Source organism: Sphingopyxis flava (genome assembly GCF_900168005.1).
GTDB classification, from domain to species: domain Bacteria; phylum Pseudomonadota; class Alphaproteobacteria; order Sphingomonadales; family Sphingomonadaceae; genus Sphingopyxis; species Sphingopyxis flava.
Genome location: NZ_FUYP01000002.1, coordinates 76,841 through 91,560, shown reverse-complemented (window position 1 = coordinate 91,560; position 14,720 = coordinate 76,841). Strand labels below are relative to the sequence as shown.

The window sequence follows — 14,720 nt, the reverse complement described above, 5'->3', positions numbered from 1 at the left end:
TGCTCGCACCGAAGCAGCAGGATGCCCGCCGATGCCGATCATGGCCGCCCGTCTTTACAACAAAGGCAAGCTGGTGCGCGACATCGACCCGGATGAGGCGGCCTCCGCCCCATGCGACGAAGGCGATTTTTTCTGGCTCGGACTCTTTGAGCCTACCGAGACGGAGCTGCAGCAGATCGCGGCGCGTTTCGGACTGCACCCGCTCGCAGTTGAGGATGCGCTGAAGGCCAACCAACTCCCCAAGGCCGACATTTATGGCGAACAGCTTTTCGTCATCGCGCGGACCGCCAATCTCGACGCCGATACGATTCAGCCCGGTGAAACGGCCTTTTTCGTCGGCCGCCATTTCATCATCTCCGTCCGCCACGGCTCGGCACGGGGGCACGCCGAGGTGCGCGCGCGGCTCGAGGCCTCACCCGCCCTTCTGGGCCACGGTCCCGATTATGTCCTCCACGCCGTTCTCGACTTCATCGTCGATGGCTATTTCCCCGTGATCGACGCGATCGAGGACCGGATGCTGATCCTCGAGGACAGCGTGATGGACACGCCGCTCGACGCATCCGAAATTCGGCATCTCTACGCCCAGCGCCACGAAATCATACGCTTCCAGCGACTGGCCGGACTAATGAAGGATCTGACCTGGAAGCTCGCGACAACGCCGCTGCCTTGCATCGACGATCCGGTTCGCCCTTTTTTCCGCGACATCTGGGATCATGTACAACGCGCCGAGTTCCGCCTGACGGGACTACGCGACATCGCTGCAAGCGTGATCGAGACCAACGGGCTGCTTGAACAGCAGCGCCAGGGCGTGATCACCCGCCAGCTCGCCGCCTGGGCCGCAATTCTCGCGGTCCCGACGGCGATTGCGGGTATCTATGGCATGAATTTCACGCATATGCCCGAACTCGACTGGAGCTACGGTTATCCCTTGGCGCTCGCGCTGATGGGCGGCATCTGCGGCCTTCTCTATTGGCGCTTCAAGAGCATCGGCTGGCTCTAGCCACCATCCCGGTTGCGCCGCGCGGCAGCAAGCCCTAGATTGGCGGTCCGACCGAACCGGAATGGACCCGTCATGGACAAGAAACTGACCGCAACGCCCGTGCGTCTTGCCGCCAGGAAAGCCCTTGTCCATGTCCTCGATCACCATTGCCCATCTTCGCTGGTCCGCCCCTGACGGCCGCGCCGTCTTCACCGACCTCAATCTCCGGTTTCAGCGCGAGCGCACCGGCATCGTCGGCCGCAACGGCGTCGGAAAATCGACGCTTCTGCGTCTGATCGCGCGGGAACTCTCCCCGACGGGGGGACGTGTCATCATCGAGGGCAGCACTGCGATGCTGCGTCAGATGGTGCAGGTCCCTGACGGAGAGACGATCGTCGACCTCTTCGACGCGCGCGATGCAATCACCCTCGTCCGAAAGGCCGAAGCGGGCGATGCCACGGTCGACGAAATTGCCGAAGCCGACTGGACGCTTGAGCCGCGCATCGAAGAGGCGCTCGCCAAGGTCTGCCTGCCGCTCCCCCTCGAGACTCCGCTCAGCGCGCTTTCGGGAGGCCAGCGCACGCGCGCTGCGCTCGCGGCCATGGTCTTCGCCGCGCCCGATTTCCTCTTGCTCGACGAACCGACGAACAATCTCGACCGCGAGGGCCGCGAAGCCGTGCGCGACCTGCTCGCGGGATGGCGCGGCGGCGCGCTCGTTATCAGCCACGACCGCGAACTGCTCGAGGAGATGGATGCGGTCGTCGAACTGACCGCGCTCGGGGCGACGCGCACGGGCGGCGGCTGGAGCGCCTACCAGGCTCATAAGGAGGCCGAACAGGCTGCCGCCGATGCCAGGCTCGCGAATGCGGAAAAAAATGTTGATGCGGTTCGGCGCCGGGCGCAGGCGGCAAGCGAGAAGCAGGACAAGCGCGATGCGCGCGGACGCCGCAAGGCGGTGCGCGGCGATGCACCCAACATCCTCCTTGGCGCCCGCAAGCGCCGCGCAGAAGAAAGCCGCGCCGCCGGAAGTCGCCTCGCCGATCGACAGCGCGAAGCCGCCGAGATGGAGCTCACCGAGGCGCGGCGTCGCGTCGAGACGCTGGATCCGCTTGCGATGGCGCTTGCGTCAAGCGGTCTGCCCACGTCGCGCAGGGTGCTCAAGCTCGACCGAGTTACCGCAGGCTATCTTCCGGGTAGACCCGTCGTGCGCAATCTGTCGCTTGTGATCACCGGTCCCGAGCGCATCGCCATTGCCGGTCCCAATGGATCGGGCAAATCGACCGTGCTCGCCCTCATCGCGGGATCGCTGGAACCCTGGCAGGGCAGCGTGCGAACGGCGGTCCCCTTCGCCTTCTTTGACCAGCGCGTATCGCTCCTCGATCCCGCTCGCTCGATCGCGGACAATTTTGCGCGCCTCAATGCCGGGACAACGAACAATCAGTGTCGCGCCGCGCTTGCACGTTTCGGCTTTCGTTCGCTTGCAGCCGACCGTGCCGCCGGGACCCTGAGCGGCGGCCAGATGCTGCGCGCGGGCCTCGCCTGCACGCTCGGCGCGCCAACGCCGCCTCAATTGCTGATCCTCGATGAGCCCACCAATCATCTCGACCTCGACTCGCTCGGTGCGGTCGAGGCGGGGCTTGCCGGCTATGACGGCGCGCTGATCGTCGTCAGTCATGACAAGGCATTTCTGGAGGCGATCGGCATTGCGCGGACGATCGAGCTGGGCGCGTAAGTGCGCGAAGACGGCGCCGCTTGCGTGCTCCCGTGCATCGGCTAAAGACAGCCGATGGATCAGATCGTCATTCGCGGCGGCCAGCGACTCAAGGGCCGTATCCCCATTTCCGGCGCCAAGAATGCCGCGCTCACGCTACTCCCCTGCGCGCTGCTCACCGACGAGCCCCTGACGCTTCGCAACCTGCCGAGGCTCGCCGACGTCGACGGCTTTGGTCATCTTCTCAACCAGCTCGGTTGCTCAACGACCATAGAAGGATCGCGGCCCGAGGATTTCGGACGGGTCATGACAGCCCGAACCACGACACTGACGTCGACCGTCGCCCCCTATGACATCGTACGCAAGATGCGCGCCTCGATTCTCGTTCTCGGCCCGCTGCTCGCACGCGCAGGCGAGGCGACGGTCAGCCTTCCGGGTGGCTGCGCGATCGGGAACCGGCCGATCGATCTCCACCTGAAAGCCCTCGAAGCCTTTGGCGCCGAGATCGAACTCGCCTCAGGCTATGTGAAAGCAAGCGCACCGGGCGGCGGCCGTCTGCCTGGAGGAAAATATACCTTTCCCGTCGTCTCGGTCGGCGCAACCGAGAATGCGCTGATGGCGGGGGTGCTCGCCAGGGGAAGTTGCGTGCTTGAAAATGCAGCCCGCGAACCCGAGATTGTCGACCTTTGCAACTGCCTCGTCGCCATGGGCGCTACGATCGACGGCATCGGCACCGAAACGCTGACGATCGAAGGCGTCGACCGGCTGCACGGCGCGACCTATCGCGTGATGGCCGACCGGATCGAAGCGGGCAGCTACGCCTGCGCTGCGGTGATCACCGAGGGTGATGTGGAACTGGTCGGTGCGAAGGCGGCCGAGATGGAAGCGACGCTTGCCGCATTGCGCGAGGCGGGCGCCACGGTCGAGGAAACCAGGACCGGCATCCGCGTCGCCATGGCAGGCCGCGCCCAGCCCGTCACGCTTTCGACCGCCCCCTACCCCGGCTTTGCGACCGACATGCAGGCGCAGTTCATGGCGATGGCAACGCTCGGCACTGGCGCGTCGCTCTTCACCGAGACGATTTTCGAGAACCGCTACATGCACGTTCCCGAACTGGCACGCATGGGCTGCGACATTCAGGTCAAGGGTCGTACCGCGGTTGTCCGCGGCGTCGAACGGCTTATCGGTGCGCCGGTCATGGCAACCGACCTGCGCGCCTCGATGAGCTTGATCATCGCGGGCCTCGCCGCCGAAGGGCAGACCGAGGTCAACCGCGTCTATCATCTCGATCGCGGCTATGAGCGGCTGGAAGAGAAGCTGCAGGCGGTCGGTGCCGATATTGAACGAATCAGCGCGGGCTAATCCCGCCATCCTCCTCGCAGGGCAACGACACCATATTGCCGCTGACTGAAGGCCGCGCGGGCCGTTTCGCAACCGCTATCACCAACCCGACCAACGCCACAGCACCGCCTGCGATCGACAGCAACGACCAGTGGTAGCCTTCCAACAGGGTTGAAAAACCCATCGCAATGATCGGGATCAGCACGCTTGACCACGCCGCCTGTCCCGGACCCACCGCGCGGATAATGCCGAAATAGAGTGGAAAGGTTACCGCGCTCGCGATGACACCGAGATAGAATATGCCGCCGAGGTAGACAAAGCGCATGTCCAACACCGGCGGCCCGGTCGTGATCCACGCAAAGGCCCCGTCGGCGAGAGCACCGAACAGCATCGCCCATGCGATCATCACCGTCATCGACTGCGCGCGCGCGAAGGCGGTCCCCTGCATGACATTGGCGATTGACGCGCTGAGTACGCCCGAGAGGGTTAACACGATACCGAGGATCACCGCCGACGCGCCAAGAGCTGCGACCTGATATTCGTGGATGATCATCATTGCGACGCCGCTGATCGCGATTCCGGCGCCGAGCAGGAAGCGGCCCTCAAGCGGTGTCTTCAACAAGGCCCGGCCGAGAAGCGTGTTGGGCACGATCAGCAACGCAAAGAGCACCGCAACAAGGCCCGAGGTGATATGCTGCTCGGCGCGGTAGACGAAATTGAAGTTGAAGGTGAACTGCGCCACGCCGAGCAGCGCGGCGAAGGCCAGTGCACGAGAGTCGATCCAGATACGTTCGCGGCGCAGCGCCGCAAAGGCGAACATCACCAGCGCCGCCACAGTAAAGCGATAAGTCACCGACCAGCTCGGGGGGACGACCCCGAGCTGCCCCTTGATCACAATCCACGTCGAACCCCAGACCAGGGTCACCAAAGCGAAGGGGACGAGCACGCGCGGCGTGAAAAGCGTCGGCTGCATCCCGCTCATAGGGCCGCGATCGCAGCGGCGAGCGGTGCGACCGCGCCAGCGTCCTGGTCCCAGCTGACGACCAGGCGCGCCGCGTCCTTGCCCCAGTCATAGAAATCATAACCCGCGGTTCGCAGCCGCGCCGCTTCCTTGGCAGTCAGGCGGACGAACAACTCATTCGCCTCGACCGGGTACATCAGCCGCTTTCCGCACGCCGCGGCCAGCGCCGCGGCACCGGCGTTCGCCGCACGCGCATTTTCAAGCCACAGATCCTTCTCGAGCATCGCGCGGATCTGCGCCGCGACGAAGCGTCCCTTGCTGAGCAGATGCCCGCCGCGCTTCTTGAGTTCGCGCGCGCCTGCACCGCCGCGCCCGCCGAAAAATACCAGCGCCTCGGCCATCATTGCGCCATTCTTGGTAAAGCCAAATGACAAGGCATCGACACCCGCGCGCCAGGTCACATCGGCCGGGGCGCAGTCAAGAAACGCAACTGCATTGGCAAAGCGCGCACCATCCATGTGCAGCTTCAGTCCCGCGCCGCGCGCAACCTCGCCGATTTCGGCGATCTCATCCGGACGCCACGCAAGACCATATTCGGTTGCATTGGTGATACTGATTGCCGCCGGCTGAATCTGATGGACGTCCTTGCGAATAGCGGCAAGCCGCCCTCGAAGCGCGTCGACGTCGATCTTGGCGCCGATTCCGGGCAGCGGCATCAGCTTTGCACCGCCCGAGTAGAAGGTCGGCGCCCCGCATTCATCGACCTCGATATGCGCCTCTTCATGGCAGAAAACGCCCTGCCATGACCGCACGAAATGGGCGAGGATGACGCTGTTGGCCGCCGTCCCCGACGCGATCCAGATCACCTCGCAGCGGGTTTCGAAAAGCTCGGAAAAGGCATCGTCGAGCGATTGGCTGAGCGCGTCGCCGTCATATGCGGTATCGACCTGGTTGGCGGCTGCGATAGCCTCCATCACCGCAGGATGCACAGCCGCCGCATTGTCGGAAAAGAAGCGCATCGCAGTCATGCCACGCGCCTTAGCGCAGGTCGCGCCGCCGTTGCCAGCCAATCTTCATGGGCGACAGTGCGTCAGCCGAGGTCGTCCTCGCCTCCCGACGCGCGCCGGTAAATCCGTCCGCCAAGCGTTCGCGAGCGGCGGACGAGATAATGACCCGGGAGAATTACGCGCGTGCGCACACCATGTCGGCTGAGCATGGTGCCGATGCGGGGAAACAGGATGGAGCAGGGCTGCCATTCATAGGTGGCATCTCCCGACATTTGGACCGACATAGGAACCTCACAGCAGATTGCAGCTAGTCCCCCCCACGAGAATCAGTATTTCCAGATTGGCTATTTCAACGTCTGGAGCGAGCCAAAGCTATCATTTTGGCTGCATTTTTGAACATGCCAATATTGCAGACCGGCCTCGCTTTGGCACGATCTGGCGATAATTTTGCCGTGGAAGAAACGCACTCGGGTTGCGCATCCTGGCGAATCGAACGCGCGCGAAGCGCAACAGGTTCCGCGAGGATCCTAGCGGTCGCGCCTGGCGAGCAGTTTGAGGCGCAGTGCATTGAGCTTGATAAAGCCCGCGGCATCCTTCTGGTCATAAGCGCCAGCGTCATCCTCGAAGGTAACATGGCGTTCGCTGTACAGGCTATGCGGCGACTTGCGACCGACCACGTTCGCGCTGCCCTTGTAGAGTTTCACGCGCACCGTGCCGGTCACCTTCGCCTGACTATGGTCGATTGCCGCCTGCAGCATCTCGCGCTCGGGTGCGAACCAGAAACCGTTGTAGATGAGCTCGGCATATTTCGGCATCAGCTCGTCCTTGAGATGCGCCGCGCCGCGGTCGAGCGTGATGCTTTCAATCCCGCGGTGCGCCCGCGCATAGATTTCGCCGCCCGGCGTTTCGTACATGCCGCGCGACTTCATGCCGACGAAGCGGTTCTCGACGAGGTCGAGGCGGCCGATGCCATGCTTGCGACCGAGATCGTTGAGCGCAGCAAGCAGGGTTGCCGGCGACATCGCCTGGCCGTTCAGAGCGACGCCGTCACCCTTTTCGAAATCGATCGTGATATATTCGGGGGCGTCGGGCGCATCCTCCGGATTCACCGTCCGCGAATAGACATAATCGGGCGTCTCTTCCCACGGATCCTCGAGCACCTTGCCTTCCGAGGAGGTGTGGAGAAGGTTGGCGTCGGTCGAGAAGGGACTTTCGCCGCGCTTGTCCTTCGGGACCGGAATCTGGTTCTTTTCGGCAAAATCGATCAGTGCGGTGCGGCTGGTCAACGCCCATTCGCGCCACGGCGCGATGACCTTGATGTCGGGGTTCAGCGCATAACAGGAAAGCTCGAAGCGCACCTGATCGTTCCCCTTGCCCGTCGCGCCATGCGCGACCGCGTCGGCGCCCGTTTCCTTCGCAATCTCAACAAGTCGCTTCGAAATCAGGGGGCGGGCAATAGATGTGCCGAGCAGATAATCGCCCTCATAACGGGCATTCGCGCGCATCATCGGGAAGACGAAATCGCGCACGAATTCTTCGCGCAGATCGTCGATGAAAATATGCTCGGGCTTGATACCCATCAGCTCGGCCTTGGCGCGTGCTGGCTCGAGCTCCTCGCCCTGGCCGAGGTCCGCTGTGAAGGTCACCACCTCGCAGCCGTAGGTTACCTGCAGCCATTTCAGAATGACGCTGGTGTCGAGCCCCCCCGAATAGGCGAGGACGACGCGCTTGATGGACTCGGACATGGTTAAACCTTTTGGCGGAAAATGACGCGGGCGCGGCTAGCAGGTGAGCCCGCGCGGTGCAACGGCCTGATCGCGCCTTGAGCGTCAGGCCTGTCGCTCTGCCTCAGCCTTGCGCGGGATAATGCAAGGCGAACCACGCCTCCAACCGCGCGCAGGCCTCCTCGGCCAATTCGCTGCTCACGGCATAGCTGAAGCGGATGAAGCGCGAACCGCGTTCGGGATCGAAATCGAGCCCCGGGGCGGTGGCGACGCCGGTCTCCTCGAGCAAGCGCTTGCACAGCGACATGCTGTCGTCAGTCAGATGCGCGATCGAGGCATATACGTAGAAGGCGCCGTCCGAGGGGGCGATGTCGGTGATGCCAACGCGGGCGAGGCAACCGATCAGGCGTTCCCGATTGCGGCGATAGATGGCCACGCGCGCATCAAGCTCTTCTTCGCAATCGAAAGCCACGAGCGCCGCCTGCTGACTGAGCGCCGGAGGCGAGAGGAAAAGATTGCCAATCCGAGCCCGTGCCTCGGCGACGAGGCCGCGCGGGCAAACGATCCACCCGAGACGCCAGCCGGGCATGCCGTAATATTTCGAGAAGCTGTTGATGACGAAGGCATCGGGGTCATATTGCAGCATGCTGTGCGTTTCGGCGCCATAGCTTAGCCGGTGATAGATTTCGTCCGAGATGATGCGCACATCGCGCGCGCGGCAGGCGTCGGCGAGCTCAGCGAGCGCGGCAGGCGGGATGATCGTGCCGGTCGGGTTTGCGGGGCTGGCGACGATCAGCCCCTCAGGGACGGGATCAGCGTCGCGAATATGGCGCGCCTGGATCTGAAAACGTTCGCGCGCGCCGCATTCGATTTCGACGGGGACCATCCCGAGCGCGCGCAGCGAATTGCGATAGGCGACATAGCCGGGCCGCGCCGTCATAACGCGGCTCCCCGCCGCGAAGCCGGTCAAGAGCGCAAGGACGAGCGCAGGCGACGCGCCGCAGGTCAGCAAAATTCGATGCGGGTCGAGATCGAGCCCATAATGATCGCCATAATGCCGTGCGATACGCTCGCGCAGCGGGACGCTCTCCCAATAGCCCATGTCGGGCTCGCCCAGCGCCGCTTTCGCCGCCGCGACGGCCCCGGCCGGTGCCCCGTCGGAGGGCTGGCCGAATTCCATATGAATCACCGAGCGCCCTTCGGCGCGCAATTGTCGCGCGAGATGGCTGATCTCGATGGCCCTGAAGGGCGCGATGCCCTGTGACAGGGGCGAATGGGTCATGGTGCGCTCCCGGGGTAGCAACAGATGGGCAGACGCCCCGGCACGCCTTAGAGCGATGAGACGAGCGAGGCGAGCGAAGTTTCTTCGCTACGCATCATCCCCCATAACCCTGTTCCGCGGCTGCCATATAGTCGCGGGTCAGCGGCAGCGCGTGACGGCTGCGAGCGAATTGAATCTGGTAATTCCCCATTCCGCCGCTTTCAAACGCCGAGGTCGCCCCCGCGAGATAGAAGGTCCACATGCGAAAAAAGCGGTCGCCCATCATCCGGACGATCTCTTCCTCATGAGCCAGGGTACGGGCGTACCACTCGCGCAAGGTCAGCGCATAATGGAGACGCAGCGTTTCAACATCGGTGACGATCAACCGGCTTTTTTCGCTCGCGGCGAGCGTCTCACTTAGCGAGGGGATGTAGCCGCCCGGGAAAATATACTTGCGGGTAAAGGCGTCGGTTGCCCCCGGCTTGCCGAAGCGACCGATGGTATGAAGCAGCATGACCCCGTTCGCGGTCATCAGATTGGCGGCGGCGCGAAAGAAGGTTTCGAAGTTGCGCGCGCCCACATGCTCGAACATGCCCACCGATACGATCCGGTCGAAACGCCCCGCATCGCGTGCCGCAAGGTCGCGGTAGTCGATCAGTTCGAAGGAGACGCGATCAGCGACGCCGGCGGCGGCGGCCCGTTCCCTTGCAAGCGCCAGCTGTTCTTGCGACAGTGTAATCCCGAGCACCTCGACGTCGGCGAGCTTCGCGAGGGTAATGGCCATGCCGCCCCAGCCGCAGCCGATGTCCAGAATGCGCTGTCCCGGCGCGAGCGCGAGCTTTGCCGCGATATGCGCCTTCTTGGCGGCCTGTGCCTCCTCCAGCGTCATGTCGACGCGCGGCCAATAGGCACAGCTATACTGCATGTCGCTGTCGAGAAACAGCCGATAGAGATCGTTGCCGATGTCGTAGTGGTGCGCGACATTGGCACGCGAGCGGCTACGCCGGTTGATCGAATTGATGCGCGTCTTCACCCAGTCGACCGCCTCGCCGGCCGCGGTCTTGTCCTTGAGCTTTGCGCCGCGATCCCACGGCGTGTTCGCTCGGATGAGTGTGATCAGCTCCATGATGTCACCGCGCTCGATCCGCATCTCGCCATCCATGAAGGCCTCGGCAGCTCCAAGCCGCGGGTCGAGGATGATCCGGCGCATGCCCTTGCGACTGGTGAAGCGGATGGTCACATCGGGAAAACCCGGCGCAGTTGATCCAAAATATTCCTCACCGCCGTCCGGGTCTATGACGGTAAGCCGGCCCTGGCGCACGATGCGCGAGAGAAAGGGTCGGAGAATGGACATCGGGAGCGACCTCCTTCTTCTTGTTCAGATCCCCGCATACCATTCATAGTCCACGCGATCTTCCCAGTAACCCCCTTTTCCTGCCCCGACCTTCTCGAGGCTTGCAACCGCTTCGATCGCGCGCAGATATTTTGCGTGCTTGTAACCCAGCTGGCGCTCGATCCGCAGACGCAGCGGCGCACCGTTGGCGATGGGCAGCAGTTGCCGGTTGAGGGCCCAGGCGAGAATCGTCTGGGGATGCAGGGCATCGATGAGGTCGCAGCTTTCATAATATTCAGCCGCGCCGATGCGATCGGCACAGCGAAAGACAATATAGCGTGCGCTGCCCTTCAGTTCGGCCGCGGCAAGAACCCGGCTCAGCTGCACGCCTGTCCATTCGCCAATCGCACTCCAGCCTTCGACGCAGTCATGACGGGTGATCTGGGTGCGCTGCGGCATGGCGCGAATATCTGCCATCGACAGCATGAGCGGCCGCGCGACGAGCCCTCGCACCGCAACGCGCCAGTCGGCGAAGCCGCGCGCGGCGTGCGCGGCATAGGCATCGCCTTCGGGCAGCCGCGTGCCGTTTGAGCGAAAGACGGGCGAGAGATCGGTGCGGGCGAATTCGCGCGCGAGCGCGTCGCGGTCGGTGAGCGCCCGCTGGCTCGCGCGGTGCATCTTCTCTCCCATCGACAATATCTTGCGAACGGCGGGCGCCTCATTGATCGCGTCGCAGCCCGACAAGAGCGGCAGCGCGCCCGCAGCGGCGACGAGACTGCCCGCCCGCGCGATCAGCTGCCGCCGCGGCAGAGTGAGGTCATTCACGCCCTTCCTCCCTGGCAGGCGGAAGGCGAAGCCAGCCCGTGACTATCGAGCGCAGCGCATTTGCGGGCCCCGCGAGCAGCACCATCGCGACATGGATGAGAAAGAAGAGCAGGAGGAGCGTGGCGGTGATGAAATGGATCGAGCGCGCCGACTGGCGTCCGCCGAAGAGGTCGATCAGCCAGGGGGCGGTCGCGTTGAACCCGGGCGACATGGCGAGGCCGGTGAATATCATCAGCGGTAGCAGCAGGAAAATTACCCCAATATAGCTGAGTTTCTGAAGGATATTATAGCGTAGCGCCGCTTCGCCGGCGGGGAAGCGCAGCCGCGCATGATCCTTAAGGTCCCGCCAGAGGGCACCCAGACCCCACTCGCCGCGCCGGACGCGAAGATCCTTTGCCAGATGGCCGCCGATCGCGGTCCAAATCATATATAGGGTGAGCGCGACCGCGAAAAGCCAGGCAAAGCTCAGGTGCCAGCGCCGCCCGTCGGCGAGGCTGTAGCGGGTGGGAATCGTCGCCCAGCCCGGAAAAGCCCAGCGCTGCGTCGCCCCGTCACGGTCCGTCCAGTGGCCGAGCATGCCGGTTGTGTCGACCTTCCATGACCCGATGCGCAGATAACCCGTTGCACGCGTCGACCCGATCTCGAGCCAGGCATGGTCGTGGTTCGCGCCATATTGGCCCCAGTAGAGCCGCGGATGGGCGTTGAATATCATCAGCCCGCTCATCAGAAGGACGAGCAGCGTAGCGGCATTCAGCCAATGCCAAAGGCGCACCGGAAGCCGGTGGCGATAGACGCGCACCGGCCCGGCGGCCTGAGGCGAAACGTCAAGGATGTCGGCGGCGCCCATGCTCCCGGTTCGCTCCCGCGCGTTCAACGGTTACGCGGCATGCTGCGCGGCATATTCCTCCCGATACTGCTTGCGCAGGGATAGCTTGTCGATCTTTTCCGTGCCAAGTTTGGGCAGCGCTTCGGCGCTCAGCCAGATCTTGCTCGGCACCTTATACGGCGCGAGCCGTTCGGCGAGGAATTCGCTCAGCATTGCAGCGTTGGGCTTGCTGTCAGGCGCCATCCACACAACAGCGCCGACCACCTCGCCCAGTCGCTCGTCGGGCAGACCAAAAACGGCGCATTCCTTGGCATCAGGATGCTCGTAGATCGCCGCCTCGACCTCCTGGCAGCTGATATTTTCGCCGCCGCGGATGATGATATCCTTTTTCCTGTCGACGATGAACAGATATCCATCCTCATCGAGGTAGCCAAGGTCCCCGGTGCGGAAATAGCCATTGTCGAAAAAGGCGGCCTTTGTCGCTTCCGGGTTGTTCCAATACCCTTCGAAATTGGCGATCGAGCGGATGCACACCTCGCCGACCTGGCCTTGGGGCAGCGGATTGCCGTTATCGTCGAGGATCGCCAGATCGACGAGCGGTTTCGATGCCGGACCCGTCGAGAGCGGCTTGGCCAGGTAATTCTCGTTGATGATCCCGCACCCGACCGCATTGGTTTCGGTAAGGCCATAGCCGAGCAGTGGCTTGCCCTCGCCCATTTCGGTGGCGAGGCGCTTCACATGTTCGGGTGGGCGTGGCGCGCCGCCCCCCGCATAGCTTTTGCACGTCGAGAGATCATATTTCGCACGATGGGGATGAACGAGGATCTCATAGCTCATCAGCGGCACGCCGACGAAGTAGTTGACCTTTTCATCCTGAATCAGCCGCATCGCTTCTTCCGCGTTCCATTTCGGCATCAGCACCAGTTTTCGTCCGAGCGCAAAGCTTTGCAAGAACACCGGAATCTCGGCTGTAACATGGAAGAGCGGGGTGCAGATCAGCGTCGCGGGCTGGAGGTCCGTCATCTGTCCGTCCTCGGTCAGCAGATGAACGATGCTCGCGGTCTGGGCGATATAGTTGAACGTCCCCTGCACCACCGCCTGATGGCGCGAATAGGCTCCCTTCGACTGACCCGTCGAACCCGAGGTGAAGAGGATGGTCGCCAGATCGTCGGGCCCAAGCTGCGGGAGCGCGGTCGCGTCGCTGCCGCCTGCCGCGGTGATCGGCGCGATCGCCTCCTCGATCGGCCGCGTGATGTCGAGGGTGATAAGCTTGGCGCCATGCGGGGCGCAGGCAAGCCGGTCGGCGCGCTGCGGATCGGCGATGACGAGCTTCGCCCCCGCGTCTTCAATCCCCGCGGCGAGCTCGGCGCCCTGCCACCAGCCATTGAGCAGGGTCGCACAGCCCCCGGCCATCAGCGCCCCCAGATAGGCGACGCACCAAGCATTGGCATTGCGCATCGCGATGCCAATGCGGTCACCACGCTTCACCCCATAGCCCTCGACCAGCCCCGCCGCGACCTTGCGGGCCGCGGCATGGAATTCGGCAAAGCTGAGGCGCTCCTTGCCCTCTACCAGAAAGGTCGCATCGCCATGCTGCGCACAAAAATAGGCGGCATAATCGACGATATTGGACGGCGCATTGGTGATGAAAGGCAGTTCGCGGCCGTCGCGCTCGATCGTCCCGACCTGGATCGGTCCCCCAGGACCGGTGATCAGCTTGTATGCGGCGTCCAGGCGCAAATCGAGCGCGGATGGCATCGGATATCTCTCCTCTTGGTCTCGCAGCGCTTACCCCCTATGGGGTAGGCCTCTCCTGGGGAAGGGCCGAGACTATATGACAATTTCTGCGCTCCTAACGGAAGCAACGCAATATCTCAATTTTCACGACTTGATGGGCGAAAACAGCGAAATCGCCTTCAGCGTCTTCGGTCTGCCCATCCGCTGGTACGCGCTCGCCTATCTCGCCGGGGTCTTTGTCGGCTACTGGTATCTGCTGCGCCTGATTGCACAGCCAGGCGCCCCGATGGCGCGCCGCCACGCCGACGACATGATCTTCTATGCCATGCTCGGCATCATCCTCGGCGGACGGCTGGGATATGTATTGTTCTACAATCTGGGTCACTATCTCCAAAACCCTTTCGAGATTCTCGCATTATGGGACGGAGGCATGTCGCTCCATGGCGGTGTCGCGGGCGTGCTGATCGCGATCTGGTATGCAACGCGCAAGGAAGGGCTCAGCTTCCTGCGCTTTTGCGACTATATCGCCTGCGTCGTTCCCTTCGGCCTCTTCTTCGGCCGCCTTGCCAATTTCGTGAACGGCGAGCTTTGGGGGCGGCCGACCACCGTGCCCTGGGCGATCATCTTTCCCGGCAGCGGGACGGCCGACCCGCGCCATCCGAGCCAGCTCTACGAGGCGGGCCTTGAAGGCATCATGATGTTCGCAGTCCTTGCCTTCTTCTTCTGGCGCACCAGGGCGCGCTACAAACCCGGTTTCCTGTTCGGCATGGCAGCGATCATTTACGGCGTCAGCCGCTTCAGTCTCGAATTCGTCCGCGAGCCCGACGTCCAGCTCGGAACGCTGCCTTGGGGGCTGACGATGGGGCAGACGCTGACGGTGCCGATGCTGATTGCCGGCATCTGGCTGGTCGCAACCGCGAAGGGGCGTCGCCAGCGCGTGGAACCGATCGCGGGGACCGACAGCATTGCCTGACGGCCCGCCAACGCCTGCTCATCTCATGCTTCAGATCGCCAG

13 protein-coding genes are annotated in these 14,720 nt (G+C 63.5%); 4 read left to right on the top strand and 9 right to left on the bottom strand.

What is annotated here, in order from left to right; translation table 11 throughout:
• Positions 1-31 precede the first annotated feature (31 nt).
• The 3 genes from B5X69_RS01930 to murA all read left to right on the top strand — a co-directional run bounded on the left by B5X69_RS01930 (position 32) and on the right by murA (position 4,052).
• Positions 32-1,000 carry a magnesium and cobalt transport protein CorA gene (locus tag B5X69_RS01930; protein WP_079637015.1) on the top strand — a complete coding sequence of 323 codons (969 nt, stop codon included), beginning with the start codon at positions 32-34 and terminating at the stop codon, positions 998-1,000.
• A gap of 130 nt (positions 1,001-1,130) precedes the next feature.
• Entirely contained in the window at positions 1,131-2,711 is a 1,581-nt protein-coding gene (locus tag B5X69_RS01925) for an ABC-F family ATP-binding cassette domain-containing protein (RefSeq protein WP_079637014.1), read from the top strand.
• Between the two features lie 54 nt (positions 2,712-2,765).
• The gene (gene murA, locus B5X69_RS01920; RefSeq protein ID WP_079637013.1) at positions 2,766-4,052 is read left to right on the top strand and encodes a UDP-N-acetylglucosamine 1-carboxyvinyltransferase; all 1,287 of its coding nucleotides are present in this window, start codon (positions 2,766-2,768) and stop codon (positions 4,050-4,052) included.
• Here the strand turns inward: murA and B5X69_RS01915 are convergent.
• From B5X69_RS01915 to B5X69_RS01875, 9 genes are all read right to left on the bottom strand, one after another.
• The gene (locus B5X69_RS01915) at positions 4,039-5,013 is read right to left on the bottom strand and encodes a DMT family transporter (RefSeq protein ID WP_079637012.1); all 975 of its coding nucleotides are present in this window, start codon (positions 5,011-5,013) and stop codon (positions 4,039-4,041) included. The two genes, murA and B5X69_RS01915, sit on opposite strands and share 14 nt — an antisense overlap.
• Positions 5,010-6,011 carry a threonine aldolase family protein gene (locus tag B5X69_RS01910; RefSeq protein WP_079637169.1) on the bottom strand — a complete coding sequence of 334 codons (1,002 nt, stop codon included), beginning with the start codon at positions 6,009-6,011 and terminating at the stop codon, positions 5,010-5,012. The genes B5X69_RS01915 and B5X69_RS01910 overlap by 4 nt, the downstream gene beginning before the upstream one ends.
• A 71-nt stretch (positions 6,012-6,082) precedes the next feature.
• Positions 6,083-6,271 carry a hypothetical protein gene (locus tag B5X69_RS01905; RefSeq protein WP_139375629.1) on the bottom strand — a complete coding sequence of 63 codons (189 nt, stop codon included), beginning with the start codon at positions 6,269-6,271 and terminating at the stop codon, positions 6,083-6,085.
• A gap of 255 nt (positions 6,272-6,526) precedes the next feature.
• Complete coding sequence (locus tag B5X69_RS01900) at positions 6,527-7,744, bottom strand: argininosuccinate synthase (protein WP_079637010.1); 1,218 nt, start codon at positions 7,742-7,744, stop codon at positions 6,527-6,529.
• 103 nt (positions 7,745-7,847) lie between these two features.
• The gene (locus tag B5X69_RS01895; protein ID WP_079637009.1) at positions 7,848-9,005 is read right to left on the bottom strand and encodes a pyridoxal phosphate-dependent aminotransferase; all 1,158 of its coding nucleotides are present in this window, start codon (positions 9,003-9,005) and stop codon (positions 7,848-7,850) included.
• Between the two features lie 94 nt (positions 9,006-9,099).
• Positions 9,100-10,338 carry an SAM-dependent methyltransferase gene (locus tag B5X69_RS01890; RefSeq protein ID WP_079637008.1) on the bottom strand — a complete coding sequence of 413 codons (1,239 nt, stop codon included), beginning with the start codon at positions 10,336-10,338 and terminating at the stop codon, positions 9,100-9,102.
• A gap of 24 nt (positions 10,339-10,362) precedes the next feature.
• On the bottom strand, positions 10,363-11,142 hold the full coding sequence (locus B5X69_RS01885) for a molybdopterin-dependent oxidoreductase (protein WP_079637007.1): 780 nt from the start codon (positions 11,140-11,142) through the stop codon (positions 10,363-10,365).
• Positions 11,135-11,989, bottom strand: coding sequence for a cytochrome b/b6 domain-containing protein (locus B5X69_RS01880; RefSeq protein WP_079637006.1), 855 nt, complete (start codon positions 11,987-11,989; stop codon positions 11,135-11,137). The genes B5X69_RS01885 and B5X69_RS01880 overlap by 8 nt, the downstream gene beginning before the upstream one ends.
• Positions 11,990-12,019: 30 nt before the next feature.
• Positions 12,020-13,726, bottom strand: a complete 1,707-nt coding sequence (locus B5X69_RS01875) for a class I adenylate-forming enzyme family protein (protein WP_079637005.1) — start codon at positions 13,724-13,726, stop codon at positions 12,020-12,022.
• A 76-nt stretch (positions 13,727-13,802) separates the two neighbouring features.
• Here B5X69_RS01875 and lgt point away from each other — a divergent pair, with 76 nt between their 5' ends.
• The gene (gene lgt, locus B5X69_RS01870; protein ID WP_079637004.1) at positions 13,803-14,678 is read left to right on the top strand and encodes a prolipoprotein diacylglyceryl transferase; all 876 of its coding nucleotides are present in this window, start codon (positions 13,803-13,805) and stop codon (positions 14,676-14,678) included.
• The last annotated feature ends 42 nt before the right edge of the window (positions 14,679-14,720 follow it).